The sequence below is a fragment of the Klebsiella sp. S69 genome (assembly GCF_016516145.1).
GTDB lineage: Bacteria > Pseudomonadota > Gammaproteobacteria > Enterobacterales > Enterobacteriaceae > Klebsiella > Klebsiella oxytoca.
This window is the reverse complement of sequence record NZ_JACVUU010000007.1, coordinates 98,851-122,741: the sequence shown is the minus strand read 5'-3', so window position 1 is coordinate 122,741 and position 23,891 is coordinate 98,851. Positions and strand designations below refer to the sequence as shown.

Sequence of the window (23,891 nt, the reverse complement as noted above, 5' to 3'; positions counted from 1 at the left end):
TTTGCGCTGCAAAAAAGCGATCAGATCAGTATATAACTATTCGGTGATACGACGATAGACTGTCGGCGTAATTTCAGGCGCTTTATCGTCAAGTTTTATGGCCGCTTTCACTGCTTTGGCCGCTTCCTGCCAGCTGTTCTCATCTTTCGCATGGATAACCGCCAGCGGCTGCTGCGTATCAATGCGCGCGCCGAGGGGAACCATGTCGGTGAAGCCGACGCTGTAATCAATTAGATCTGCAGCCTGACGGCGACCGCCGCCCATAGAGACCACCGCCATGCCCAGCGCGCGAGTGTCCATTTCGGCAACAAATCCTTCGCCTTCGGCGTAGACCGCTTTGCTTAGCATCGCGCCCGGCAGGTATTTATCGTAGTTTTCCACGAAATCGCCAGGGCCTTTTTGCGCCGCCACCATCCGGCCAAAGACTTCTGCGGCTTTACCGTTATCCAGCACCGCCTGAAGCTTAGCCCGCGCATCGGCATCGTTCTCCGCCAGCTTGCCGGAAATCAGCATCTCAACGCAGAGCGCCATCGTCACCTCAAGCAGCCGCGGATTGCGGTACTCGCCGGTGAGGAACTGCACGGCTTCCCGCACTTCCACCGCATTACCGGCGCTGGAAGCCAGCACCTGGTTCATATCGGTCAACAGGGCTGTCGTCCGCACGCCGGCGCCGTTAGCAACGCCGACGATCGCTTCGGCCAGCGCGGCGGAAAGCTCATAAGTAGGCATAAAGGCGCCGCTGCCGACTTTGACATCCATCACCAGCGCGTCCAGCCCTTCCGCCAGCTTCTTGGCGAGAATCGAGGCGGTGATCAGCGGGATAGAGTCCACCGTCGCGGTGATATCACGCGTGGCGTAAAAACGTTTGTCCGCCGGTGCCAGAGAGCTGGTCTGCCCGATAATCGCGACGCCGACATCTTTAATGATTTCACGGAAGCGGCTATCGTCCGGGAAGATATCGAAACCGGGGATCGCTTCCAGCTTGTCCAGCGTACCGCCGGTATGACCGAGTCCGCGCCCGGAGATCATCGGTACATAGCCGCCGCAGGCAGCGACCATCGGCCCCAGCATCAGGGAAGTCACATCGCCTACGCCGCCGGTAGAGTGTTTATCGACAATCGGGCCGTTAAGATTAAGGCTCTTCCAGTCGAGGACGGTTCCTGAATCCCGCATCGCCATGGTCAGCGAAACGCGTTCCGGCATAGACATATCGTGGAAAAAAATGGTCATCGCCAGCGCGGCGATCTGCCCTTCAGAGATGGTGTTATCGCGGATACCGTTAATGAAAAAACGAATTTCTTCATCGCTCAGCGCATGACCATCACGTTTTTTACGAATAATTTCTTGTGCGAGAAACAAGATTACCTCCCGAGGAAAGAGTCAAAGACCAACCTCAGGCCGGACGACATCCGGCCTTAAGGTCAGACAAATTACGTTTTAGTAGCTGCTGGCGCTCTTACCATCGCCGTGACCTAAAGCTTTCAGCAGGCTTGCCAGCAGGCTGGAAGCGCCGAAGCGATAGTGGCGAGAATCGGCCCAGTCGGCCCCGAACAGCTCATCAGCAATGGCGAGGAACTTTTGCGCGTCTTCCGCGCTGCGCACGCCGCCTGCCGGTTTGAAGCCAACGCTCTGCTGAACACCCATATCGCGGATGACTTCCAGCATAATGCGCGCGCTTTCCGGGGTCGCATTCACCGGAACTTTACCGGTCGACGTTTTGATAAAATCAGCGCCGGCTTTGATGGAAATTTCAGACGCTTTACGAATCAGCGCTTCTTCTTTCAGCTCGCCGGTTTCGATAATGACTTTCAGCAGCACGTTTGCTGCCGCGCAGGCTTCTTTACAGGCTTTGACCAGGTCAAAACCCACCTGTTCGTTGCCCGCAATCAGCGCGCGATAAGGGAACACGACGTCGACTTCATCCGCGCCGTAGGCAATCGCCGCGCGGGTTTCCGCCAGCGCAATATCGATATCATCGTTACCGTGCGGGAAGTTGGTCACCGTCGCAATGCGGATATCCGGGGTTCCCTGTTCGTTCAGCGTTTTGCGCGCGATCGGGATAAAGCGCGGGTAGATGCACACTGCGGCGGTATTCCCTACCGGTGTTTTGGCCTGATGACATAACGCGATCACTTTCTCATTAGTGTCGTCATCATTCAGGGTGGTCAGGTCCATCAGTTTCAACGCGCGCAGGCTGCTTGCAGTTAAATCAGTCATTTCATACTCCGACGGCGTATTGCCGGTTAAAAGTTTGTTCACCTTGCGAGTCTGTTACTATTGTAACATTGCCTCGCCGCCACACTTCGATATACATCACAGTTAATGAAAACTAATTGCCAATTTGCATTACTGTGACGTGATATAAATCACACTAAATAGCCAAGCCCGGGCTTCATGAGCGTACAGCACTTTATAAGCATAAACAGCAATCTCCGTCCCGACGGAATGTTATTATTATAACATAACCGAACGCGACAACTCGATATAAGCAGGGTCATTTTGTGCGAACAACGGCGAAAAAGAGCACTAACGATGGAAAAACAGATCGTTGCAGGATGATGGAATTTTAACAATTGTGGTAAAAATACCGGCGGCAGCGCCGCCGCCGGTATTTTCTCGCTGAAGGACGCGTTATAGCGCGAGGAAGACGCCTGCGATGGTGGCGCTCATCAGATTTGAGAGCGTACCCGCCGCCACCGCCCGCATGCCCAGCTGTGCGATTTCCTGGCGGCGATTGGGCGCCATACCGCCTAAACCGCCAATCAGAATGGCAATGGATGACAGGTTGGCAAAACCGCAAAGGGCAAAGGAGATAATGGCCTTAGTGTGGGTTGAAATGACCTGCAAACCTGCGGCAGCCACCTCGGCGTCGGCTTTCAGATATTCGCCGAAATTCATATAGGCTACAAACTCATTGATGATCAGCTTCTGGCCGATAAATGAGCCGGCCACGGTGGCTTCACTCCATGGAACGCCAATCACCCACGCCAGCGGCGAGAAGACCCAGCCGAGAATCATTTGCAGCGACAGATCCGGGTAGTTAAACCAGCCGCCCACGCCGGAGAGGATCCCGTTAACCAGCGCAATCAGCGCGATAAACGCCAGCAGCATCGCGCCAACGTTAAGCGCCAGCTGCATCCCCGAAGCTGCCCCGGATGCGGCAGCATCCAGTACGTTTGCCGGCGCTTCCGGATCGGCGTCATTTTTTTCCAGCGCCGGGCTATCTTGCGGCTGCTCGGTTTCCGGCACGATAATTTTCGCAAACAGCAGGCCGCCCGGTGCCGCCATAAATGAAGCGGCAATCAGATATTCCAACGGTACGCCCATCTGGGCATAACCGGCCAGAACGGAGCCTGCGACCGAAGCCAGGCCCCCGCACATCACCGCAAATAGCTCAGAGCGCGTCATGGTGGCGATGTAAGGACGCACGACCAGCGGCGCTTCGGTCTGGCCAACAAAAATATTCGCCGTGGCAGAGAGCGATTCCGTGCGCGAGGTTTTCAGTACCGCGCGCAGCGCCCCGCCGAGTATGCGGATCACAAACTGCATAATGCCCAGGTAATAAAGCACGGCTATCAGCGATGAGAAGAAGACAATGACCGGCAGGACGCGCAGGGCAAAAACAAACCCGCCGCCGCCGAAGACCTCAAACATCTTGTCGGAAACCAGACCGCCGAAAATAAAGCCGATCCCTTCATTGCCGTAAGCAATCACGTTGGCAACGCCGTTAGACATGGCCAGCAGCGCCGTGCGCCCGGCCGGCACGTAGAGAATTAACGCGCCGATCCCCACCTGGATAATCCAGGCGCCGAGGACGGTGCGCAGGTTGATGGCTTTTCGATTACTGGAGAGGAGCACTGCGATGGCTAACAGCACCACCATGCCGATAAGTCCCATGATAATTTGCATACAGAATCCCTGTGTATTGATAGTTCAGCGTAAAACCCCGCGATTATAACGGTATGGAACCATCACGCTCATCACAGCTCACACATTTTAGGCAAAACAATGAGATAAAAAGGCAGGAATGAGACACATGTCACTCAATAAAAGGTTATAAAATAGCAAAAACCTCTTTTGTATTACAAAACATGGTATTAGCTATCTCTTCAGCAGGCTCAGAGCGTAGCTCACATAAGGCGGTGAAGACGCGAGCCGCTTGCTCAGGCCTGTTCGGCTGCCCCTGGAAACCGTTTAACGGCATATCCGGCGCATCGGTCTCCAGTAACAGCGCAGAAAGCGGTAGCTGCGCCATCACGTCGCGGGTCTTGCTGGCGCGCGGGTAGGTAATGGTACCGCCAACGCCGATTTTATAGCCCAGTTGGACAAAGCGTTCGGCTTGCTGAAGACTACCGGCAAAACCGTGCACCACGCCGGTACGCGGTAAAGCGTGCTTTTTTAGCAGCATCGCCAGCTTGTCATGAGTGCGTCTGGAGTGGAGGATGACCGGCAAGTCGTAGCGTTTCGCCAGACGCAACTGCGCCTCCAGGAGAGAAATCTGGCGCTCGAACTGCGGATCTTCGCGATAGAGATCGAGGCCAATTTCCCCAACCGCGATCAGCTTAGCATCGCGTTTCGCCAGGCAGGCTTCAAGCCGCACCAGACTCTCTTCTTCATGCCGCTCAATTACTATCGGATGAAGCCCCAGGGCCGCGTAGAGCGGAGCATACTGCGCCGCAAGCCCTAATACGCGGGCAAAGTTATCCGCTTCCGTCGCCGGTACGATGATTTGCCTCACGCCAGCCTGAGCCGCTCGGGCAATACTGGCAGTTTCGTCGCCGGTGAAAGGAGGGAAATCGAAGTGACAGTGGGTATCAATAAATCGCAAGGTCACGCGAGGTCCTCATTATCAAAGCTGGCATCATTGGCCTGCTCAGCCGCGATGACCGGAACCTGAGGGATCTCGTTGGCCACGGGCGCCGGCGGGATAACCACCGTTTTCGGTACCGCAATGCGTGGCGCATGACGCAGCAAAGGAGGCCTGTCGGCCAGCAGTTTACCGACCGTAGCGAGGAAATAGCGCCCGCACTGGCGCCCGGTTTTGTAGTCTTCCAGTAAAGCAGGAAGACGGCTGCCTAACGCCATACTTTTCAATGGCTTCTGTGGATATATTTCCAGAATTCTCAGCTTACCCGGCGGCTTCTCAATGAACTCTTGCGTGGAGCGATAGGTGGTTTCGTGGTGCTGTACCAGATTCACAAACGGCTGCAGGCTACTTTCGCCAAGCCAGCGCTCCATCCGTTTAAACCACTGCGGGGTGTAGTACATCTGCGAAGGCACGGTGCGGATCACTACGATTGTTTGCGCGCCCCGACGGGCGGCCTCCTGCACCGGGATCGCATCGCTGACGCCGCCGTCCAGATAGCTCACCCCATCCAGCATAACGCCGCTGCGGTAAAAACCGGGAATAGCGCTGGAGGCGCGAATCAGATCGAGCCAGGTTTGCTGGGTAGGGGAAAAGTAGTTGGGCGTATAATCATCGCCGCGGCAGGCGCACATCCAGAACTCTTTACCCTGAGCAAAACGGTCTTCAGCATAAGCCATCGCCAGCGGCATTTTTTTGGCGGTGCTGTCGACCAGCCAGTCGAGATCGATGAGGTTGCCTCCGCGGACAAAACGCATCGGGTCGAAAAACTCGCGGGCGGTGGTGTAGCGCGTGATCACCTTGCGGGCATAGCCGGGCTGGTTGCACAGATAGGCCGAGAGATTTTGCGCCCCGGCAGAGGTGCCAAACAGCATATCGAACGGGTTAAATCCCGCGCGCATAAATTCGTCCAGCACCCCGGCGGTAAAAATGCCCCTCTGTCCCCCACCTTCGCACACCAGCGCAAGCCTGCCCGGCTGGAAGGGTTTAACAGATAACGGCGTAATGTTGCCCAACGTCACGGGAATTCGCTGCCCCACCCTGCTTTCCTGTCTGGCTTATTATAAAAACAAAGGTAACGCAATTTTTAACGCCCTGAAACAGAGAAAGCCAGTCTCATTGACTGGCTTTATGTAAGACGGTATTTCACTGATTAACGTCTAGGGACGTCGACGGCCGGTGAACAGGCTGACCAGGAACAGAATAATACCGACAACAAAGACAATTTTAGCAGCCCAGGCAGCGGTACCTGCCAGGCCACCAAAACCCAGAGCGGCGGCAATTAAAGCGATCACCAGAAAAATAATGCCCCATCTAAACATACGTCTCTCCTTACCATAGTTAATGACGGTCGATTTTCTGCGCACTCAGGCCGCGCATACACAACCCTGTGGTGCTACACATCCTGCGGAAAGACCGCAGAATAAATTCTTTTAATGAATGGATTTATTTAACGCTAAGATCGTTCTTCACGCTTTTGACGCCGGAAACGGCTTTAGCAATGCCTTCCGCACGTTCCGACTGCTTGCTGGACTCGACCGTGCCGGATAAATGTACAACGCCATCGGTGGTCTCAACTTTCACGTTACGCGACGGGACGATATCGTCAGCCAGTAATTTAGCTTTGATCTCGCTGGTCACCGCGGTATCGCCCGCGTAGCCCTTCAGCGACGCTGATTTTTCGTTCTGCACGCTAAGCTTGTCGTTTACCGAGCTCACGCCTTCAACGGCTTTAGCTACGCTAAACGCTTGTTTATGCTGCTCTGAACTATCAACTGTACCGCTTAACGTGACGACTTTATTTTCCGTTTTCACCGAGATATCGGTGCTGCGAATATCCTTATGATCGATCAGCGCCGCTTTCACCCTGGCGGTGATGGTGCTGTCGTCCATAAAGTTTCCGACTTTGTTCATCGAATTATCAACGGCTTGACCGGCATTGCTGGCTGCAGATTTTGCGCTGTCTACGGTCGAGTTTTCTGCATACGCCGAAGCGCTGATTATTGCTGAGCCCAGGAAGAGGGCCAGGAGTGTCTTGCCGCTCTTAAGTCTTGTCATCGTCGTTCCTCGTTATATCTAAGCAGGTAAAGCAAAATAAGTAGTCTATTAAGCCAGGATTCCCAAAATTACTTATTAAATGTAGTAGATACACGGAAGAGTGCGGCATGAACGGGTAAAAAAGCAGGCAAAACGGTAAGAATTAAGAACTTTCCAGATAGGGGCTTCTGAAAGAAAAACGACGTGGAGCGCGGCGAAAACCGCGCTCCGGAGAGGATTAGTGCTCGCGAGTTTTACGGAACTGGACGTCAGGATAACGCTCCTGCGTCAGGTTCAGGTTAACCATGGTCGGGGCGATGTAGGTCAGATTATCGCCGCCATCGAGCGCCAGCTGAATTTCGTTCTTACGCTTAAACTCTTCGAATTTCTTCGCGTCGCTGCATTCCACCCAGCGGGCGGTGGCGACGTTGACCGACTCGTAGATCGCCTCAACGTTGTATTCGCTCTTCAGGCGAGCGACGACGACGTCAAACTGCAGTACCCCCACCGCGCCGACGATCAGATCGTTATTGGCGATCGGACGGAACACCTGCACCGCGCCTTCTTCAGAAAGCTGAACCAGACCCTTCAGCAGCTGTTTCTGCTTGAGCGGATCTTTCAGGCGAATGCGGCGGAACAGTTCCGGGGCGAAGTTCGGGATACCGGTGAACTTCATCATTTCACCCTGGGTGAAGGTATCGCCAATCTGGATGGTGCCGTGGTTATGCAGACCCAGAATATCGCCCGGATACGCTTCTTCCACATGCGAACGGTCGCCGGCCATGAAGGTCAGCGCGTCGGAGATCACCACATCCTTGCCGATACGCACCTGGCGCATCTTCATGCCCTTCTCGTACTTACCGGAAACCACGCGCATAAAGGCCACGCGGTCGCGGTGTTTCGGGTCCATGTTGGCCTGAATTTTAAAGACAAAGCCGGTGAACTTCTCTTCTGAGGCTTCCACGGTGCGGGTATCGGTTTTACGCGGCATCGGCGCAGGCGCCCACTCCACTAAACCGTCCAGCATATGGTCAACGCCGAAGTTACCCAGCGCGGTTCCGAAGAATACCGGCGTAATTTCGCCCGCCAGGAACAGATCTTTATCGAATTCGTTAGACGCGCCCTGCACCAGCTCCAGCTCGTCGCGCAGCTGCTGCGCCAGGTCTTCACCCACCGCCGCGTCCAGATCCGGGTTATTTAACCCTTTAACGATGCGCACTTCCTGGATAGTGTGACCTTTACCGGTCTGGTAGAGATAGGTTTCATCTTTATAGAGGTGGTAAACGCCCTTGAACAGCTTGCCGCAGCCAATGGGCCAGGTGATCGGCGCGCAGCCGATTTTCAGCTCGTTTTCCACTTCATCCAGCAGCTCCATCGGGTCGCGGATGTCACGGTCAAGTTTGTTCATAAACGTCAGGATCGGCGTATCGCGCAGACGGGTGACTTCCATCAGCTTACGGGTACGATCCTCAACGCCTTTCGCGGCATCGATAACCATCAGACAGCAGTCCACCGCCGTCAGCGTACGATAGGTATCTTCGGAGAAGTCTTCGTGCCCCGGAGTATCCAGCAGATTGACCAGACAGTCGTGATACGGGAACTGCATTACGGAAGTGGTAATGGAGATACCGCGCTGCTTTTCCATTTCCATCCAGTCAGACTTCGCATGCTGACTGGAGCCGCGGCCTTTTACCGTACCGGCGGTCTGAATAGCCTGTCCGAACAACAGCACCTTTTCAGTAATGGTCGTTTTACCGGCATCCGGGTGAGAAATAATGGCAAAAGTGCGGCGCTTGGCCACCTCCTGCAAATAAGGAGACAACGTCATAATTCAATCTTCTTAGTAAACGCGGCAATGCGCCGCGCATGTTGAATACGAAAAAATTGCGGCTATTTTACCCATCAATGGGGGGGAGGCAATCAGTGTTTACACAGGAGTTGCTCCAGTTCGTTTAAAGAGGTGACCGTCCAGTCCGCGCGGAGGTCGGCGGGCAACTCGCGTTGATGAGGGTTAAACCAGCAGGTGGCCAGGCCGGCATTCACGCCGCCGCGAATATCAGATTCCGCCGTATCACCCACCATCAGCACCCGTGAACGATCGGGGTTGCCCGCCTGCGCCAGGGCATAATCAAAGATGCGCGCATCCGGTTTAGCGACCCCAACCTCTTCAGAAATAATCAGTAAATCAAAATGATCGCGTAACCCGGTACGTTCAAGACGCGTCTGCTGTAGCGAGGTAAAACCGTTGGTGATGATGCCCATTTTCACCTTACCCTGCAGCGAATCCAGCAGCGACACCGCGCCCGGCAGCGGCGAGCAGATCTCCGCCATCGCGTTCATAAACGCGGCGTTCAGCTCACCAGGAGGGACGTTCAGGCGCTCCGCCCAACCGTCAAAGCGCTGATGCTGCAGTTGAAGAGAAGTGATAGCGCCGTTCTGATAATCCACCCACAGCGGCTTATTCACGGCCTGATAGTCCTGAAAATCCTCTGCGGAGAAGGTCACGCTATAGTCGAGAAACATCCGCTGTAGGCCGCTAAACGAGTCAAACGTAAATAACGTTTCATCGGCATCAAAGAAAATCCAGTCCCACTTCATCGTATCACCTTGTCTTACATACTGATTGGCAGTGCCATAATAATGGCGTCCTCACGTCCGTCGACCGTGGGGTAATAGTTGCGGCGAATCGTCGCCTCGTTAAAGCCTAAGCTTTCATAGAGCGCGATGGCGGCGACGTTAGACGCGCGCACCTCCAGCCACAGCGTGACGACGCCGCGTTTTTCTACTTCATCAATCACCTGCTCCAGCAGCGCTCTGCCCAGACCACGACGCTGAAAAGCGGGATCGACGGCGATATTAAACAACGTCGCCTCGTCGAGCACGATTTGCGTAATAGCAAAGGCCGCCATCTCCCCGTCTACGGACAGCTGAAGATTCAGATAGCGATCGCCCTGATTGCTGGCAAACGTCTGCTCGCTCCAGGGGAAAGCGTGGGCGCGCGTTTCAATTTGCCAGGCCCGAGGCAAATCAGCCGCGTTGAGGGTAGAAATCGTGTTCATGTGCGCAGATCTGTTGCCAGAGCGCCATGCGAGCAGGCGTACTGGTCTGAAGTTCATCGAAAGCGGGCGTGGATAGCTGCGCGCCCGCCAGCATCAGCGGCGTGTCCGTACCCAGCCGCCAGCTATTACAGCGTGCGTCCTGAGGCAACATCGCCACGCGCTCAGGCGTCAACTGCATTACCTGCTCCGGCGTCAGGGACAGCGTGCGCAGAATATCGCGGATAAGCGGTTCGGTCAGCGATGGCGGTTCTTCCGCCACCATCACCAGACGAATGTGTCCAGGAAGCGAGATAGCGATTTCACCCTGTAACGCCCCAGGACGACGCAGCGACCACTGGGTAATACCCAGCTGCTGTAATTGCCAGTCTCGTCGGGATGTCATAGCGAAACACTCCTGTTAATTAAGCGCGCAATATAGCAAATACGTCGTATTTGCGCCAACAAACTACGCGGCGGCCGGAGCGCATCCCGCCGCCAACAAAGAGGCAGGCTGAAAGATAACGTGTATAATCGGCGCCAGTCTTAATGAAGGAGTGTTTCATGTCCGCTTTTACCCCGGCAAGTGAAGTCTTGCTGCGCCACAGTGATGATTTCGAGTCCGCCCGCGTTCTGTTTGCCGGTGACCTGCAGGATGACCTGCCCGCTCGTCTGGATACGGCTGCCAGCCGCGCCCATACCCAGCAGTTTCACCACTGGCAGGTACTGAGCCGCCAGATGGCTGAAAACGCCCGTTTTAGCCTGGTCGCGGAAGCCAGCGATGTTGCCGATTGCGATACGCTGATCTACTACTGGCCAAAAAACAAACCCGAAGCTCAGTTTCAGCTGATGAATCTGCTTTCCCTGCTGCCGGTCGGTATTGATATTTTCGTGGTTGGCGAAAACCGCAGCGGCGTGCGCAGCGCCGAGCAGATGCTGGCGGAATATGCGCCGCTGACTAAAGTCGACAGCGCGCGCCGCTGTGGTCTCTATCACGGTCGTCTGGAAAAACAGCCGGCCTTCGATCCCGAGCAGTTCTGGGGCGAGTATCCGCTGGAAAATCTGTCGATTAAAACGCTGCCGGGCGTCTTCAGCCGCGATGGCCTGGATATTGGTAGCCAGCTGCTGCTTTCAACCCTGACGCCGCACACCAAAGGTAAAGTATTGGACGTCGGCTGCGGCGCCGGCGTACTGGCAACCGTGCTGGCCAGCCACTCGCCTAAAGTCCGCTTATCCTTATGCGACGTCAGCGCCCCGGCAGTTGAAGCCAGCCGCGCAACGCTCGCCGCTAACGGTATCGAAGGGGAAGTATTCGCCAGCAATGTATTTTCCGAAGTGAACGGCCGCTTCGATATGATTATCTCCAATCCGCCTTTCCACGATGGTCTGCAGACCAGCCTGGAAGCCGCTCAGACCCTGATTCGCGGCGCCGTTCGGCATTTGAACAGCGGCGGAGAGCTACGCATCGTCGCCAACGCCTTCTTGCCCTATCCGAATGTGCTGGATGAGATCTTCGGCTTCCATGAAGTGATTGCCCAGACGGGCCGCTTTAAGGTTTACCGGACGGTGATGACGCGTCAGGCCAGGAAATAGTCCCGCATTTTTTCGGCGACAGCAGACGCTCGTCGCCGAACTTTACCCTCTCAGTCGCCCATTTTTGCAACAATCAATCCAACTGATACAATTAACTATTGACGAATAGCTGAAAACCACTAGAATGCGCCTCCGTGGTAACGATACTTTTATAGTGTCGATGGTATGCGAAGGTGGCGGAATTGGTAGACGCGCTAGCTTCAGGTGTTAGTGTCCTTACGGACGTGGGGGTTCAAGTCCCCCCCCTCGCACCATAATCCACGTTGATATTGCTCGCACTGGGCGAAGGTGGCGGAATTGGTAGACGCGCTAGCTTCAGGTGTTAGTGTTCTTACGGACGTGGGGGTTCAAGTCCCCCCCCTCGCACCAACGAGGCGATATCAAAAATTAAGAATACTGTGCGAAGGTGGCGGAATTGGTAGACGCGCTAGCTTCAGGTGTTAGTGTCCTTACGGACGTGGGGGTTCAAGTCCCCCCCCTCGCACCAATATTCTTATCCTTCTGCTTTATCCCATCAGCCTCAAATTCAGCAATATCAGCATTATTCCACCGATCAGCGCCACGCATGATGGCAGCAAAACAAAATGCCGTAGCTGCCGGTGCCAAATCATCATCGCTGACATCAGCATTCCCAAAGTGACCAATCCACGCCAGGCATCTACCGACAAATCGGCAAACCCGAGGGCGGCAAGCACTACGCCAGGGATCAACACGCCCCATCCACTCCCTAAAGTTCGCTGCAACATGATTTCGCCTCTCACAACGATAATGATAACCAATACCATATGATAATTTTTATCATTTGTCATCCAGGGAAAATAGCGCATCCTTATTCTTTACGTTTACGGTAATGACATACATTCATGAAGGTGATAAATTAAACAAAATAATTTATATATTAAATTGTCTGATTATTTCGTAAAAACCTTATTTTACGCACTGTTTTTTATTATTCATTCCAACCTCACATCACTTTGAATTTTAACGATTAATAATGACAACTCCGACATGACTGCACAATCCTGGCGATCCCATTACGAACAGAAATATCAGTATTCCTTACGGCTATTTTTACTGCTTAATTTGGTTTCATCCTTTTTATCGCTGGTCAGCCCCCTCTTTACCGTCATTACATTTACCCCACCCTGCTTTTTGATCGTGGCCTGCAGCGCGGTTCTGCTGCTATGGCACTGGAAATTCGCCCAGCACAAAATAAATATTCCGCTTATTTCACTGATATTTGGTCTGCTGTGGGCATGGCATGTAGCCCTAAAAGCAATGGTGATGGGCCCCCCACATTTTAACTACCTGGTCATCGCGTTATTAAGCGTGTTATTTATCGGCACCATTGCTTTTTCCAGCAATATCATTGCCTTTACGTTGCACTCGTTACCCACCTATGTGACCTGCCTGTTCCTCGGCGGAGGCGAACAGTGGTTGCGCATGTCCTGGTGCTTTGTGTTGCCGATTGCAGGGATCGCCCTGCAAAGCCTGATGCAAAAACGCAGCGATGTTTTCACCCAGGGCCTCATGGATAAACTGTTGAAAGAACGTAATACCCTTAACGATCTCAGCATGTTGGATCCTCTCACCGGCTTGTATAACCGTCGGGGCTTACAAAATCGTCTGGACACCATTCTTTCTTTGGATAGTAGCGAGCATTACGTCCTGCTGCTGGATATTGATCATTTCAAAGCCTATAACGACCACTATGGGCATATGATGGGCGACCAGGCCTTAATTCAGGTCTCCGCAGCCATTCGTAACGCCGTGCGCTCGCGCGATATTGTGGCCCGCTTTGGCGGCGAAGAGTTTATGGTGCTCTTGACCAGCAGTAGTGCGGAAAACGCCCTTCAGGCCGCGGAGCGAATCAGGCAGCGGGTCTACGATCTGAAAATCCCGCATATGTTCAATGAAAGCGTCGCGACCAATGTCACCATTAGTATCGGCATGACGCCGCTCGTAGATGCCGATATCGATAGCGCCCTGAAACGAGCGGATAACGCGCTCTATGAAGCCAAAAATATGGGGCGAAACATTATTCTCGCCAGCTAACCCCTGTATCGCGCAGCGGGTGTCATCAGGCGGACAAATCGCTTGCCAAGCTGGCGCCCCGGCATTAACATCGGAAATCATTATCATTTAGATTTGTATCTGGCGCGCAATGGCTTACCGTTCACTTGCATTCAATAATGACCTCATCTGGCGGGCCCCGCTGCCTTCGGCTGAGCGCGAACTGGCGAATGCATTACATGACAAGATCGCTGCGCTACGTCCCCATCTGCTTGATTTTCTGAGACTAAATGAAGAAGCCCCCCATCATGCGCTGACGCTTACAGAGTGGTCGCAGCCCGCAATGCTAAGTTCCCTGTTGGCGACCTGGTCCGACCATATTTATCGTAACCAGCCGGGGAAACCCCGTGAGCAGAAACCGCTGCTTTCCCTGTGGGCACAGTGGTACATCGGTTTGCTGGTTCCGCCATTAATGCTGGCGCTGTTGAGTGAAGAGCGCGCCCTTAGCCTGGCGCCGGAGCATTTTCGCGTCGAGTTTCACGAAACCGGCCGTGCGGCCCGTTTCTGGATTGAGGTACATTCGGCGGGCGCCTCGCCGGAACAATCTGCGCAATCAAGGATGGAAAAGCTGATCGCTACGGCTCTCCAACCTGTCGTTCAGGCGCTTGAAGCCACGGGTGATATCAATGGCAAACTTATCTGGAGCAATACGGGTTACCTGATCAACTGGTATCTGGGTGAAATGAAAACCCTGCTCGGAGATGAAAAAATTGCCGCTCTGCGTCAGCACTGCTTCTTCGAAAAACAGTTTTCTGATGGCCAGGATAATCCGCTCTGGCGTACGGTCGTTTTGCGGGAAGGGCAGCTCGTCCGTCGAACCTGCTGCCAGCGCTATCGCCTGCCGGATGTTCAGCAGTGCGGGGACTGCACGTTGAAATAAACAATTGTTAAAAACGGGCGGCTAAAATAGCCGCCCGTTTTTTTATGCCGTTTGTTGACTCTCTTCCGCCATGCGCTGTGCCTCTTCGGCCTCCTGCGCCAGCAGCTGTTTCTCATACACCTTGAAGAACGGGAAGTAGATAATCGCGGAAACGCAGGCGAGAACGACGACCAGAATCGCCGCCCGGAAATCCCATCCCAGCGCCCACGCGCCGCCGATCGGCGCCGGAGCCGTCCACGGAACAACCGAAATCACCCGGCCGATAAGATCCAGCTTCATTGCCGCCCACGCCAGTACGGCGTTAACCATCGGCGCCAGCAGAAAGGGAATAAAGAACACCGGGTTCATCACGATAGGGGTGCCAAAGATAACCGGTTCGTTGATATTGAAAAGGCTTGGCACCACGCTAAGACGACCAATTGAACGCAGATGCGCCGAGCGGCTACGCAAATAGCAGAATACTAACCCCATCGTCGCCCCGGAACCGCCAATTACAATGAAGAATGTCCAGAACGCCTCCATAAAAATATGCGGCAGCGGAGCCCCCTGAGCCAGAGCCTGCTGGTTCATTCCAAGGTTAGTCAGCCAGAACATCTGCAGCATACCGGAAACAATAGCGGCACCGTGGATCCCCGCAAACCATAGCAGGTGCCCCACCAGTACCGCCAATAAAATCGCCGGCAGCGAATCCGCTGCGGAAACCAGCGGTTTAAAAATAGCCATAATGGCCTGGGGGATCAGCATATCGAAATGATGCTGAATAAGCAGACTCAAAGGATAAAGCGTCAGGACGACCACCAGTACCGGGATCAACAGATCAAAAGAGTTTTTGATCATCGGCGGCACCTGATCCGGCAGGCGAATACCAATATTATGTGCTTTAAGAAAGCGCATCATCTCAACGCAGTAAACGGCAACCAGAATCGCGGTAAAAATCCCCGTTCCGCCCAGGCTATCTACCGGCAGGTTACCGTTCGTTTTTGGCGCCGCCACCAGCAGGAAGGCCATAATCGACAGCATGGCGCACATGAAGGGATCGAGCTGGTTGCTTTTTTCGTAATGCTTTCCGAGGTTATAGGCGATCGCGGCGCAGATGTAGATAGACATGATGCCCATCGTCATATCGAACGGTGTCAGAATACGCCCTTCAAACTCTTTTGCCAGATCCAGCCAGGCGCGAGCAAATCCCCAGGTGGTATCCGGCGAAAACGGCGGGTAAGCAAATACCAGAAGAAATGAACCAACAATCATAAACGGCATCGCGGAGATGAAACCATCACGAATAGCCATCACGTGACGCTGGGACGAGATGCGTCCGGCGACAGGGCTGATGTAATTCTCTACAAAGCGAAATATCAGATTAAATGCAGCATGGTTAGCAGACATGGCAGCCCTCCTGACAGGCTAGATGAACAGGCCCAACAACGATTATTTTGCCGTTGTGATGAATGCGCTTCTGCGAAGTACCCATCCGTTTGGATAAGCTACCGCCTCTACAGCTCAAGACTTTTCGATTCATCCACGGCTCTTTTGTTATAGGTGAAGCAGGGAAGTTACCTTGTCAGTATTCATATCTAAATGAATAACCGCAACCGGTTACAGTAACCGGTTGCGGCGAATGTGAAGGAGATCCAGAAATTAGAAAGATTCTTGATTATCTATCAGGGATATTTACACTTTGCGAAGCTTGTGACAGATTTTTAACAAGCCTTAATCAGGAGATTCCAATGAGTCTGCAGTCCGTGCGGCAGTTTTTTGCTGACCGCGCCCCCGATATCGAAATCATCGAACTTAATCAGAGTACGGCCACGGTTGCGTTAGCCGCGGCGGCGCATAACGTTGAACCCGGACAAATAGCAAAAACCCTCTCTTTAAAAATAAAGGAAAGGGTCGTACTTGTTGTCGCAAAAGGCGATGCACGCCTGGATAATAAAAAACTCAAGGAAGCATTCGGCGCTAAAGCGCGCATGCTGAGTAGCGATGAGGTCATTACGTTAACCGGACACCCCATTGGCGGCGTTTGCCCTTTTGGCCTGGAAGTTCCGCTGGCAGTGTATTGCGATATTTCATTAAGACAGTATCCGGAAGTGCTTCCTGCAGCGGGATCAATTCATAGCGCCGTTCGCATTTCACCCGAGCGAATGGCGCAGCTGACGGATGCTACATGGGTTGACGTTTGTCTTTAATAGACAATTAGCACTACTGGGCAAGGCGCATTACCCTGGCATCATCATTGTTTGCCGATAAGCGCATTAATATATCAGCCGCGCTCAGTAGTCCCATATCAGAACTGACGCCCAGCTTGGTCATGGCATTAAATTTATGCGCTCGAATCGTTTTAATATTGCGCTCCAGCTGTGTCGCAATCTCAGGCAACGAATAGCCATAAGACATATAGCGCAGGATGGTATGTTCCGTCGGGCTCAGAATTTGACTACACATGCCCTGCTTTTGGTTTAGCGAGCTTTCATTTGCCGGGCCGCTGCGTTCGAGAAGCTGCAGCAGATGTTCCTGCAGCTGTAGCCGACAGGCTGATTTATTCAAAATGCCGTGCAGGCGTGAAGGCGTCAGATGGCTAACCAGACGCATTTCAGCTGCATCATTGGCTAAGACAATTCTTTGCATTTCAGGGCAGTAGCGTGCAATCTCATGAAGAAAGAGTAAGCTTTCAAGCCGGGATCGGCGGTTACCTGAAAGAGAAAAAATAATCGCCGAAAAATCTTTAGACTGGAACTCCCGCTTTAGTGCCTGAGTATCTTTAAAGAATTGAATGCGATAATTCTTACCACTTTCATTAATTAAAATGTGGCGAAGGGCCACTTCCGTCATCGCACATTTCTCTACGATAGCGACATATCGTGCTGTGAGGTCTTTTTCCATTCAGTTTGCTCTCCATAGGCTGAATAAATATTCAGCTCCTTCATTCCCTGTGCACTATTAATCCAGGCATACATCTCTGCATTGCTACGCAAAGACAAGCGGCGCATAGCACTATTTTTCTGCGCACTTATGGTTTTATTGCTCTTCTTCAATAAAGCAGCAATTTGATTAATTCCCCATCCTTTAGCGAGAAGCCGTAACACTTTTCGCTCAGAGAGCGTCAGAATGACCATTTTTTGCTGTTCGTCACCGATGTGTTCCACTTCAGGAGAGAACAATGTCTGGCTGATTCGCTCGGCGGCAAGCCCACCCGCACGAACCACCTCGATGAGACGTTTTACCGGCTCGCTGTCTGAAATTAATGTGCTTTCAGGCCGCATTAATAATTCAACCGCTAATGGGAAACAGGCGCTTCCGACCATAAAGACCCAGTGTATATCCCTGTATTGCGTCATTAAGGAGTAGTAGTGTTCACAAATATTTCTTGGATTCTCTATTTCGCCGGATAAATCTGCAATAACCAGTACTGCGCGCCGCAGTTGCAGCAGGGTGAGCTCATCCTGAGAACGGCAAAAACTCAGTTCATAATCGGGTAGATGCTCCCCAACAATGGCCTTCAAGCCGGACTGCATAACCGGTATTCTGCTGATAATAATGCCGAACTTACCCTGTCCTGGTAACATAAACCCTCCGCTTCCTGTCGAAGATTCACGACCGGCAGAAAAACAATTGGATGAATAACTTAATAGCCATCATATTATTTTGCCAAAATGAATCTTTATCGTCCCTGGCGAACACGCGGTACCGCGCTCTAAAGCCAATTAATATTATAGGGAGTAGCATATTGCTGTTATCCCCGCCAATGATTAACATTAACACAGGTAGTTGTCAGCAATAAATTAGAAATGATTAAAAGCTTCGTTAGATACGCTAACTTAAGATATATTTAACAAAGGTTTTTTCATTTTATTTTGTTCCTAAATACTTTGGGAGATTCACCGTTATAACGGCGAAAGAAACGAGAAAAATAGGCTGCATCAGTAAATCCTAAATAATCAGAAAGTTGTGCAATCGTCATGCTGGTGTATTGCAGATTACGACGCGCCTCAAGCATCAATCTTTGATGTAATACTCCCAGCGCGCTGCAGCCGTAGAATTCATGGCACAAATAATTCAGATGCGTTGCAGAAACGCCCGCCAGCTTTGCATAAGCGGCTAAGGGCATATGTTCGCGATAATGACTTTCTATTAGTCGAGAAAAATGACGCATAACGCTACGCTTGCGCTCAGCTTTGTCTGCCGTTATCGGCTGCGGGCGATGCTGCCGGTTCAACCACACTAGCAGCGCCCCCAGCAGGGAATGCAGCATCATTTCACGCGCGTCATACTCTTCGCGATACTCTTCGCGCAAAGCGGTGAACAGCGCCCGAATATGGCCCCGCGACGCCTTCACCGGCACGCATCGCGGCTGGCCGAGTACATCCAACTGACTGGCAAACTGACTTTCGAGACTTCCGAGCAGCGGCAGCGCCAGCGACAAGACGTAGCCTTCCGTACCCGGGGAAAAACGAAAACCATGAATACACAGCGCCGGAACGATCTGAATACAGGACTCCCTCATCACGGTCGTCGTACCTTCGATTTCAATTTCCGCCTCCCCTTTATGCAGATATAGCAACTGCACCAGCTCTGCGTGCTGATGCAGGCGGATATGCCATTCATAAAGATGGCTTCGCTGGAGTATCGACTCGCAGTGCAGCAGATCGGGCGTCGGCCAGCCCTGCTCTTCGCCATACAGTTTGAAAACGGGAATGCTACTCACTGCCTGCATCGGGACTCCTGAACGGTTTCTCTTTATGCCACTCGCTCCATCGGCAAACCGACATAGTTTTCAGCGATCGTGGTTAATCCGGCGCGTGAGCCAAGATAATAACGCCGATCCGCCGCCTGCATTTTTCTATCGAACTCGCTTTGTTGCGGGAAATCATGCAGCAGACGGGTCATAAACCAGCTGAATCTTTCGCCTTTCCATACCCTATCCAGCGCAAAACGAGAGTAGCTCGCCAGCAGGTCAACGCGACCATGGTGATAATATTCACGAAGGATGCGCCATAAATAGTTCACATCGGACGCCGCGAGATTCAATCCTTTTGCCCCGGTAGGCGGTACGATATGCGCCGCATCCCCCACCAGAAACAATCTGCCGTACTGCATCGGCTCCACCACATAGCTGCGCAGCGGCGCGATGCTCTTCTCGAGTGAGTGACCAGTCACTAACTTGCTGGACAGCTCTTCAGGGAGGCGGCGTTTGAGTTCATTCCAGAAACGCTCATCAGACCATGCCTCAACCTTTTCACTGAGCGGGACCTGGAGGTAATAACGGCTCCGAGTTAGTGAGCGCTGACTACAAAGAACAAACCCGCGTTCGTGGTGCGCGTAAATAAGCTCCGGGTTCACCGGCGGCGTATCGGCCAGCAGCCCCAGCCAGCCAAACGGCCAGACGCTTTCGTACTCTTTCAGCACACCCGGTGGAATACTTTGACGGGACACGCCGTGAAAGCCATCGCAGCCGGCGATAAAGTCGCACTCTAAGCGGCAGTGTTCGCCATTGCTGATAAAAGAGACCGATGGTCGATCGCTCTTTGCCTCATTAATAGTGACTTCGCTGACGCCATAAATCGTCGCCGCCCCGCATTCCGCCCGCGCGGCCATCAAATCCCGCGTCACTTCAGTCTGGCCATAAACCATCACGCTTTTGCCCGCCGTCAGTTCCGTCAGCGCAACCGGTACCCGCTTGCCCTCAAACAAAAATTCGACGCCATGGTGAACCAGGCCTTCAACCTCCATTCGCCGGGCGGCGCCGGCTTCGCGCAGCAGCTCTACCGTTCCGCTTTCCAGAATGCCCGCGCGGATCCTCCCCAGCACGTACTCAGGAGTCTGTCGCTCAAGGATGACGGTTTGAATCCCGGCGTAATGTAACAACTGCCCCAGCAGGAGTCCGGATGGGCCAGCCCCGATAATCGCCACCTGTGTTTTCATAGCATCGCCTCAGCATGGTTAATTATTTGTTTGTTTTTTGTTTATTAAAAGTTTGAATTTGCATTTTTGATAAGTCTGGCGGGAAAAAGAAGGGAGAAATTGGTGCAAAAATTGTACTTTTCACCAATGTTGCGGAAGTGTGGCGGAGTTCAAATTTCAGCGCCCCCCAGGATGCGACGGTTTTTTACACATTGTTTGATCCGGACCGCTCAGATAAAACGCAACTTCAGGTAAAAGTATCGCCAGACACTACGGCATCGGGCATCACGGACAGCAGGTATCTATGCAAGCAGATCGGGCAACTCAGCGCGCAATCACGCGATTGTGCATTCAATGTGGTCTTTTCTTATTACAACACGGAGCGGAAAGCGCGCTGGTAGAGGAGCTTTCAACCCGCCTGGGCCTGGCGCTGGGGATGGATAGCGTGGAAAGCGCCATCTCTTCTAATGCGATTGTTCTCACCACCATCAAAGATGGCGAGTGCCTGACTTCGACGCGGAAAAACAGCGATCGCGGCATCAACATGCACGTCGTCACGGAAGTTCAGCATATTGTGATTATGGCGGAACATAAGCTGCTGGATTATAAAGACGTCGAAAAACGCTTCGCCCAGATCAAGCCGCTGCGCTATCCACGCTGGCTGCTGGTTTTAATGGTCGGCCTCTCCTGCGCCTGCTTTTGCAAGCTTAACAACGGCGGCTGGGACGGCGCGCTGGTCACTTTCTGCGCCAGCACGGTAGCGATGTATATTCGCCAGGTCCTGACTCATCGCTCCATGCATCCGCAAATCAACTTCTGCCTCACCGCCTTTGTCGCAACCACCATCTCCGGGCTGATGCTGCGCCTGCCGGCTTTCGCCAGCACGCCGACGATCGCGATGGCCGCCAGCGTGCTGCTGCTGGTACCCGGCTTTCCGCTGATCAATGCGGTTGCCGACATGTTTAAGGGACATATCAACACCGGCCTGGCGCGCTGGGCAATCGCCAGCCTGTTAACCCTCGCGACCTGTATTGGCGTGGTGATGGCGATGACAATGTGGGGGCTACGCGGATGGGCATAATCATTTATCTCTACGAACTGGCGCTGGATATGGTGCTGGCCGCCATCCCTGCCGTTGGGTTTGCGATGGTATTCAACGTTCCGCAGCGAGCGCTGCGCTGGTGCGCCCTGTTGGGGGCTATCGGCCACGGCTCGCGCATGGTTATGATGACGGCAGGTTTTAATATTGAATGGGCGACGTTTATGGCCGCCCTGGTGGTTGGCAGCATCGGCATCCAGTGGTCGCGCTGGTATCTGGCTCATCCGAAGATTTTCACCGTTGCTGCGGTAATTCCGATGTTCCCGGGTATCTCCGCCTATACCGCGATGATCTCTGCGGTGAAAATCAGCCATTTTGGCTACTCGGAAGAGATGATGATTATGCTGTTAAGCAATTTTCTTAAGGCTTCGTCTATTGTTGGCGCATTATCCATCGGGCTTTCTATTCCGGGACTTTGGCTGTATCGCAAGCGTCCGCGCGTCTAGCTAACCGCGCCGCCGGTTCGCCCGCGGCGCTCCTTCCTGAGCGACCTCTATGCTACTATGTGTGCAGCTACCCCTCTCTTTTTAGTTGTTCAGAGTTGAGATTGATTTATGTCTTCACGAATATTAACTACCGATTTTAGCGGTCTGGATGACTTCATGCAGGATCACGCGGCGGTGCTGGCAAAATCCTCCGCCGGCGCCGTCGCCGTATTTGCCAACAACGCGCCCGCATTCTATGCGCTGACGCCGGAGCGTCTGGCGCAGCTGCTGGAGCTGGAAGCCAAATTATCGCGCCCTAATAGCGATATTGCGCTGGATGCGCAGTTTTTTGACGAGCCGACGGAGGCCCCCGTTGCGGTACCGATAGGTAAATTTCCGATGTATGCCGACTGGCAGCCGGATGCCGATTTTCAGCGTCTGGCCGCGCTGTGGGGCATCGCCCTCAGCCAGCCGGTCACGCCGGAAGAGCTGGCGGCATTTGTCGCTTACTGGCAGGCGGAAGGTAAAGTTTTTCATCATGTCCAGTGGCAGCAGAAGCTGGCACGCAGCGTGCAGATTGGCCGGGCCAGCAACGGCGGCCAGCCGCGACGGGATGTCAACGCGATTAGCGAACCCGATAACCATATTCCACGAGGATTCCGAGGATGAGCATGAAAAATGTCGGCGATTTAATGAAGCGCCTGCAAAAGATGATGCCAGCCCATGTCGAACCCGCGTTCAAGACAGGTGAAGAGCTGCTGGCGTGGCAAAAAGAACAGGGCAAGCTGCGCTCTGAGGCGCTGGAACGCGAAAACCGCGCCATGAAAATGCAGCGTACCTTTAACCGTTCCGGCATCCGCCCGCTGCACCAGAACTGTTCGCTGGATAACTACCGGGTTGAGTGCGAGGGCCAGATGATTGCGCTGTCCAGAGCGCGACAGTACGTTGAGGAGTTCGACGGCAATATCGCCAGCTTTATCTTCTCCGGAAAGCCGGGTACCGGAAAAAACCACCTTGCCGCCGCTATCTGCAACGAGCTGCTGCTGCGGGGGAAATCGGTATTGATTATCACCGTCGCCGATATTATGTCAGCGATGAAAGATACCTTCGGCAACCGGGAAACCAGCGAAGAGCAGCTACTCACCGATTTGAGCAAGGTCGACCTGCTGGTAATAGACGAAATCGGTATGCAAACGGAATCACGCTACGAGAAGGTCATCATTAATCAGATTGTCGATCGCCGCTCTTCGTCAAAGCGCCCAACCGGTATGCTGACGAACAGCACCATGGACGAGATGAACAAACTACTTGGCGAGCGCGTAATGGACCGTATGCGGCTGGGCAATAGCCTGTGGGTCAATTTTAACTGGGAAAGCTACCGCGATCGCGTAACCGGAAAAGAGTATTAAGATATTTCTGAACACCGCCAGCGTTATACTCTTTGCATGTTCAGCCACGGCGAAGAGTACGTCTATGAAATCTGCAAAAACGTTGTTCCGCACGGCGATGGTGGCCGGCGCTTTATTCACCTTCGGCGCCCACGCCACCTCCTGGCAGGATTCGCTCTCCAGCGCCGCAAACCAGCTCAGCAGCCAGAACGGTAGCCAGCAAAGCGGCGGGATGTCCCTCTCTTCGCTGACCGGTTTGCTCAACGGTGGCAACCAGTCGTTGACCTCCAGCAGCATGAATAATGCCGCAGGGATTATGTCTTATTGCGCGAAACAGAAGCTGGCTTCAGTCACCAATACTGAAAACATCAAAAATCAGGTGCTGGATAAACTGGGTCTCAGCACGCCGGAAAAACAAAAAGAAGACACCAGCTATCTTGAGGGTCTTCAGGGTTTGCTGACCAGCAAAGATGGCCAGCAGCTGAATCTGAACAACCTTGGCAGCAGCCCGCTGGCGGAAAAAGTCAAAACCAAAGCCTGCGACCTGGTCTTAAAACAGGGCGTGAGCTTCCTCTCCTGATTTATCCTCTTAATGCCGC

At 53.3% G+C, this 23,891-nt stretch carries 26 protein-coding genes and 3 tRNA genes; 12 read left to right on the top strand and 17 right to left on the bottom strand.

Annotated features, from left to right (window positions below; genetic code table 11):
* Window positions 1-36: 36 nt before the first annotated feature.
* The 11 genes from deoA to IAE27_RS09055 form a co-directional block, all read right to left on the bottom strand.
* Window positions 37-1,359: a thymidine phosphorylase gene (gene deoA, locus IAE27_RS09105; protein WP_004108464.1), complete on the bottom strand. Its 1,323-nt coding sequence runs from the start codon at window positions 1,357-1,359 to the stop codon at window positions 37-39.
* Window positions 1,360-1,437: 78 nt separating this feature from the next.
* Window positions 1,438-2,217 carry a deoxyribose-phosphate aldolase gene (deoC, locus tag IAE27_RS09100; RefSeq protein WP_004098396.1) on the bottom strand — a complete coding sequence of 260 codons (780 nt, stop codon included), beginning with the start codon at window positions 2,215-2,217 and terminating at the stop codon, window positions 1,438-1,440.
* A 414-nt stretch (window positions 2,218-2,631) separates the two neighbouring features.
* Window positions 2,632-3,909: a NupC/NupG family nucleoside CNT transporter gene (locus IAE27_RS09095; RefSeq protein ID WP_004108467.1), complete on the bottom strand. Its 1,278-nt coding sequence runs from the start codon at window positions 3,907-3,909 to the stop codon at window positions 2,632-2,634.
* 145 nt (window positions 3,910-4,054) lie between these two features.
* The gene (locus tag IAE27_RS09090) at window positions 4,055-4,834 is read right to left on the bottom strand and encodes a metal-dependent hydrolase (RefSeq protein ID WP_004108469.1); all 780 of its coding nucleotides are present in this window, start codon (window positions 4,832-4,834) and stop codon (window positions 4,055-4,057) included.
* On the bottom strand, window positions 4,831-5,904 hold the full coding sequence (locus tag IAE27_RS09085) for a patatin family protein (RefSeq protein WP_004108471.1): 1,074 nt from the start codon (window positions 5,902-5,904) through the stop codon (window positions 4,831-4,833). The genes IAE27_RS09090 and IAE27_RS09085 overlap by 4 nt, the downstream gene beginning before the upstream one ends.
* 120 nt (window positions 5,905-6,024) lie before the next feature.
* Entirely contained in the window at window positions 6,025-6,186 is a 162-nt protein-coding gene (locus IAE27_RS09080; RefSeq protein ID WP_003856556.1) for a DUF1328 domain-containing protein, read from the bottom strand.
* A 124-nt stretch (window positions 6,187-6,310) separates the two neighbouring features.
* Window positions 6,311-6,922, bottom strand: coding sequence for a molecular chaperone OsmY (osmY, locus tag IAE27_RS09075; protein WP_154022770.1), 612 nt, complete (start codon window positions 6,920-6,922; stop codon window positions 6,311-6,313).
* A 217-nt stretch (window positions 6,923-7,139) separates the two neighbouring features.
* Window positions 7,140-8,729 carry a peptide chain release factor 3 gene (gene prfC / locus IAE27_RS09070; RefSeq protein ID WP_004108474.1) on the bottom strand — a complete coding sequence of 530 codons (1,590 nt, stop codon included), beginning with the start codon at window positions 8,727-8,729 and terminating at the stop codon, window positions 7,140-7,142.
* 92 nt (window positions 8,730-8,821) lie between these two features.
* Entirely contained in the window at window positions 8,822-9,499 is a 678-nt protein-coding gene (gene yjjG / locus IAE27_RS09065) for a pyrimidine 5'-nucleotidase (RefSeq protein WP_135800797.1), read from the bottom strand.
* 14 nt (window positions 9,500-9,513) lie between these two features.
* Window positions 9,514-9,960, bottom strand: a complete 447-nt coding sequence (rimI, locus tag IAE27_RS09060; RefSeq protein WP_004108475.1) for a ribosomal protein S18-alanine N-acetyltransferase — start codon at window positions 9,958-9,960, stop codon at window positions 9,514-9,516.
* Entirely contained in the window at window positions 9,929-10,342 is a 414-nt protein-coding gene (locus IAE27_RS09055; protein ID WP_004108476.1) for a DNA polymerase III subunit psi, read from the bottom strand. The genes rimI and IAE27_RS09055 overlap by 32 nt, the downstream gene beginning before the upstream one ends.
* A gap of 158 nt (window positions 10,343-10,500) precedes the next feature.
* Between IAE27_RS09055 and rsmC the strand changes: the two genes are divergently transcribed.
* From rsmC to IAE27_RS09035, 4 genes are all read left to right on the top strand, one after another.
* Entirely contained in the window at window positions 10,501-11,529 is a 1,029-nt protein-coding gene (rsmC, locus tag IAE27_RS09050; protein ID WP_154022771.1) for a 16S rRNA (guanine(1207)-N(2))-methyltransferase RsmC, read from the top strand.
* A gap of 167 nt (window positions 11,530-11,696) precedes the next feature.
* Window positions 11,697-11,783 (top strand) — tRNA-Leu (locus tag IAE27_RS09045).
* Window positions 11,784-11,811: 28 nt separating this feature from the next.
* Window positions 11,812-11,898: transfer RNA gene (locus IAE27_RS09040), tRNA-Leu, on the top strand.
* A 31-nt stretch (window positions 11,899-11,929) separates the two neighbouring features.
* Window positions 11,930-12,016 (top strand) — tRNA-Leu (locus IAE27_RS09035).
* A gap of 19 nt (window positions 12,017-12,035) precedes the next feature.
* Here IAE27_RS09035 and IAE27_RS09030 read toward each other — a convergent pair.
* Window positions 12,036-12,275 (bottom strand): DUF1435 domain-containing protein, encoded by a 240-nt coding sequence (locus IAE27_RS09030; protein ID WP_004110371.1) that lies wholly within the window; start codon window positions 12,273-12,275, stop codon window positions 12,036-12,038.
* A 262-nt stretch (window positions 12,276-12,537) separates the two neighbouring features.
* Between IAE27_RS09030 and IAE27_RS09025 the strand changes: the two genes are divergently transcribed.
* Window positions 12,538-13,584, top strand: coding sequence for a GGDEF domain-containing protein (locus tag IAE27_RS09025; protein ID WP_004110370.1), 1,047 nt, complete (start codon window positions 12,538-12,540; stop codon window positions 13,582-13,584).
* A 109-nt stretch (window positions 13,585-13,693) separates the two neighbouring features.
* Window positions 13,694-14,482: a siderophore-iron reductase FhuF gene (gene fhuF, locus IAE27_RS09020; protein WP_004108480.1), complete on the top strand. Its 789-nt coding sequence runs from the start codon at window positions 13,694-13,696 to the stop codon at window positions 14,480-14,482.
* A gap of 42 nt (window positions 14,483-14,524) precedes the next feature.
* On the opposite strand, the gene IAE27_RS09015 is transcribed toward fhuF, so the two are convergent.
* The gene (locus IAE27_RS09015; RefSeq protein WP_004108481.1) at window positions 14,525-15,868 is read right to left on the bottom strand and encodes a PTS cellobiose transporter subunit IIC; all 1,344 of its coding nucleotides are present in this window, start codon (window positions 15,866-15,868) and stop codon (window positions 14,525-14,527) included.
* 341 nt (window positions 15,869-16,209) lie between these two features.
* Between IAE27_RS09015 and IAE27_RS09010 the strand changes: the two genes are divergently transcribed.
* Entirely contained in the window at window positions 16,210-16,668 is a 459-nt protein-coding gene (locus tag IAE27_RS09010) for a YbaK/EbsC family protein (RefSeq protein ID WP_023329216.1), read from the top strand.
* Between the two features lie 13 nt (window positions 16,669-16,681).
* On the opposite strand, the gene bglJ is transcribed toward IAE27_RS09010, so the two are convergent.
* From bglJ to pobA, 4 genes are all read right to left on the bottom strand, one after another.
* Window positions 16,682-17,362 carry a DNA-binding transcriptional activator BglJ gene (bglJ, locus tag IAE27_RS09005; protein ID WP_154022772.1) on the bottom strand — a complete coding sequence of 227 codons (681 nt, stop codon included), beginning with the start codon at window positions 17,360-17,362 and terminating at the stop codon, window positions 16,682-16,684.
* Complete coding sequence (locus IAE27_RS09000) at window positions 17,323-18,045, bottom strand: helix-turn-helix transcriptional regulator (protein WP_023329215.1); 723 nt, start codon at window positions 18,043-18,045, stop codon at window positions 17,323-17,325. Before IAE27_RS09000 ends, bglJ begins: the two co-directional genes overlap by 40 nt.
* A gap of 278 nt (window positions 18,046-18,323) precedes the next feature.
* Window positions 18,324-19,193 carry a helix-turn-helix domain-containing protein gene (locus IAE27_RS08995; RefSeq protein WP_023329214.1) on the bottom strand — a complete coding sequence of 290 codons (870 nt, stop codon included), beginning with the start codon at window positions 19,191-19,193 and terminating at the stop codon, window positions 18,324-18,326.
* Window positions 19,194-19,216: 23 nt separating this feature from the next.
* On the bottom strand, window positions 19,217-20,401 hold the full coding sequence (gene pobA / locus IAE27_RS08990; protein WP_023329213.1) for a 4-hydroxybenzoate 3-monooxygenase: 1,185 nt from the start codon (window positions 20,399-20,401) through the stop codon (window positions 19,217-19,219).
* 283 nt (window positions 20,402-20,684) lie between these two features.
* Here pobA and IAE27_RS08985 point away from each other — a divergent pair, with 283 nt between their 5' ends.
* From IAE27_RS08985 to IAE27_RS08965, 5 genes are all read left to right on the top strand, one after another.
* Complete coding sequence (locus IAE27_RS08985) at window positions 20,685-21,461, top strand: threonine/serine ThrE exporter family protein (protein ID WP_004108487.1); 777 nt, start codon at window positions 20,685-20,687, stop codon at window positions 21,459-21,461.
* A complete protein-coding gene (locus IAE27_RS08980; RefSeq protein ID WP_004108488.1) occupies window positions 21,452-21,925 on the top strand; it encodes a threonine/serine exporter in 474 nt (157 codons plus the stop codon). The genes IAE27_RS08985 and IAE27_RS08980 overlap by 10 nt, the downstream gene beginning before the upstream one ends.
* Before the next feature lie 108 nt (window positions 21,926-22,033).
* Window positions 22,034-22,573, top strand: a complete 540-nt coding sequence (dnaT, locus tag IAE27_RS08975) for a primosomal protein DnaT (RefSeq protein ID WP_023329212.1) — start codon at window positions 22,034-22,036, stop codon at window positions 22,571-22,573.
* Window positions 22,574-22,575: 2 nt separating this feature from the next.
* Window positions 22,576-23,313: a DNA replication protein DnaC gene (gene dnaC / locus IAE27_RS08970; protein WP_024273697.1), complete on the top strand. Its 738-nt coding sequence runs from the start codon at window positions 22,576-22,578 to the stop codon at window positions 23,311-23,313.
* Window positions 23,314-23,377: 64 nt separating this feature from the next.
* Entirely contained in the window at window positions 23,378-23,872 is a 495-nt protein-coding gene (locus tag IAE27_RS08965) for a DUF2501 domain-containing protein (RefSeq protein ID WP_004110364.1), read from the top strand.
* Window positions 23,873-23,891 lie beyond the last annotated feature (19 nt).

What these genes read in the sequence shown, in the direction of transcription:
- IAE27_RS09025 (WP_004110370.1), top strand. Translation starts at nt 12,538, where the DNA reads ATGACTGCACAATCCTGGCGATCCCATTACGAACAGAAATATCAGTAT.
- IAE27_RS09055 (WP_004108476.1), bottom strand. Translation starts at nt 10,342, where the DNA reads ATGACATCCCGACGAGACTGGCAATTACAGCAGCTGGGTATTACCCAG.
- prfC (WP_004108474.1), bottom strand. Translation starts at nt 8,729, where the DNA reads ATGACGTTGTCTCCTTATTTGCAGGAGGTGGCCAAGCGCCGCACTTTT.
- pobA (WP_023329213.1), bottom strand. Translation starts at nt 20,401, where the DNA reads ATGAAAACACAGGTGGCGATTATCGGGGCTGGCCCATCCGGACTCCTG.
- dnaC (WP_024273697.1), top strand. Translation starts at nt 22,576, where the DNA reads ATGAAAAATGTCGGCGATTTAATGAAGCGCCTGCAAAAGATGATGCCA.
- IAE27_RS09015 (WP_004108481.1), bottom strand. Translation starts at nt 15,868, where the DNA reads ATGTCTGCTAACCATGCTGCATTTAATCTGATATTTCGCTTTGTAGAG.
- fhuF (WP_004108480.1), top strand. Translation starts at nt 13,694, where the DNA reads ATGGCTTACCGTTCACTTGCATTCAATAATGACCTCATCTGGCGGGCC.
- yjjG (WP_135800797.1), bottom strand. Translation starts at nt 9,499, where the DNA reads ATGAAGTGGGACTGGATTTTCTTTGATGCCGATGAAACGTTATTTACG.
- IAE27_RS09010 (WP_023329216.1), top strand. Translation starts at nt 16,210, where the DNA reads ATGAGTCTGCAGTCCGTGCGGCAGTTTTTTGCTGACCGCGCCCCCGAT.
- IAE27_RS08965 (WP_004110364.1), top strand. Translation starts at nt 23,378, where the DNA reads ATGAAATCTGCAAAAACGTTGTTCCGCACGGCGATGGTGGCCGGCGCT.
- dnaT (WP_023329212.1), top strand. Translation starts at nt 22,034, where the DNA reads ATGTCTTCACGAATATTAACTACCGATTTTAGCGGTCTGGATGACTTC.
- IAE27_RS08985 (WP_004108487.1), top strand. Translation starts at nt 20,685, where the DNA reads ATGCAAGCAGATCGGGCAACTCAGCGCGCAATCACGCGATTGTGCATT.
- IAE27_RS09030 (WP_004110371.1), bottom strand. Translation starts at nt 12,275, where the DNA reads ATGTTGCAGCGAACTTTAGGGAGTGGATGGGGCGTGTTGATCCCTGGC.
- IAE27_RS09000 (WP_023329215.1), bottom strand. Translation starts at nt 18,045, where the DNA reads ATGTTACCAGGACAGGGTAAGTTCGGCATTATTATCAGCAGAATACCG.
- IAE27_RS08995 (WP_023329214.1), bottom strand. Translation starts at nt 19,193, where the DNA reads ATGCAGGCAGTGAGTAGCATTCCCGTTTTCAAACTGTATGGCGAAGAG.
- IAE27_RS08980 (WP_004108488.1), top strand. Translation starts at nt 21,452, where the DNA reads ATGGGCATAATCATTTATCTCTACGAACTGGCGCTGGATATGGTGCTG.
- rimI (WP_004108475.1), bottom strand. Translation starts at nt 9,960, where the DNA reads ATGAACACGATTTCTACCCTCAACGCGGCTGATTTGCCTCGGGCCTGG.
- osmY (WP_154022770.1), bottom strand. Translation starts at nt 6,922, where the DNA reads ATGACAAGACTTAAGAGCGGCAAGACACTCCTGGCCCTCTTCCTGGGC.
- IAE27_RS09080 (WP_003856556.1), bottom strand. Translation starts at nt 6,186, where the DNA reads ATGTTTAGATGGGGCATTATTTTTCTGGTGATCGCTTTAATTGCCGCC.
- bglJ (WP_154022772.1), bottom strand. Translation starts at nt 17,362, where the DNA reads ATGGAAAAAGACCTCACAGCACGATATGTCGCTATCGTAGAGAAATGT.
- IAE27_RS09095 (WP_004108467.1), bottom strand. Translation starts at nt 3,909, where the DNA reads ATGCAAATTATCATGGGACTTATCGGCATGGTGGTGCTGTTAGCCATC.
- rsmC (WP_154022771.1), top strand. Translation starts at nt 10,501, where the DNA reads ATGTCCGCTTTTACCCCGGCAAGTGAAGTCTTGCTGCGCCACAGTGAT.
- deoC (WP_004098396.1), bottom strand. Translation starts at nt 2,217, where the DNA reads ATGACTGATTTAACTGCAAGCAGCCTGCGCGCGTTGAAACTGATGGAC.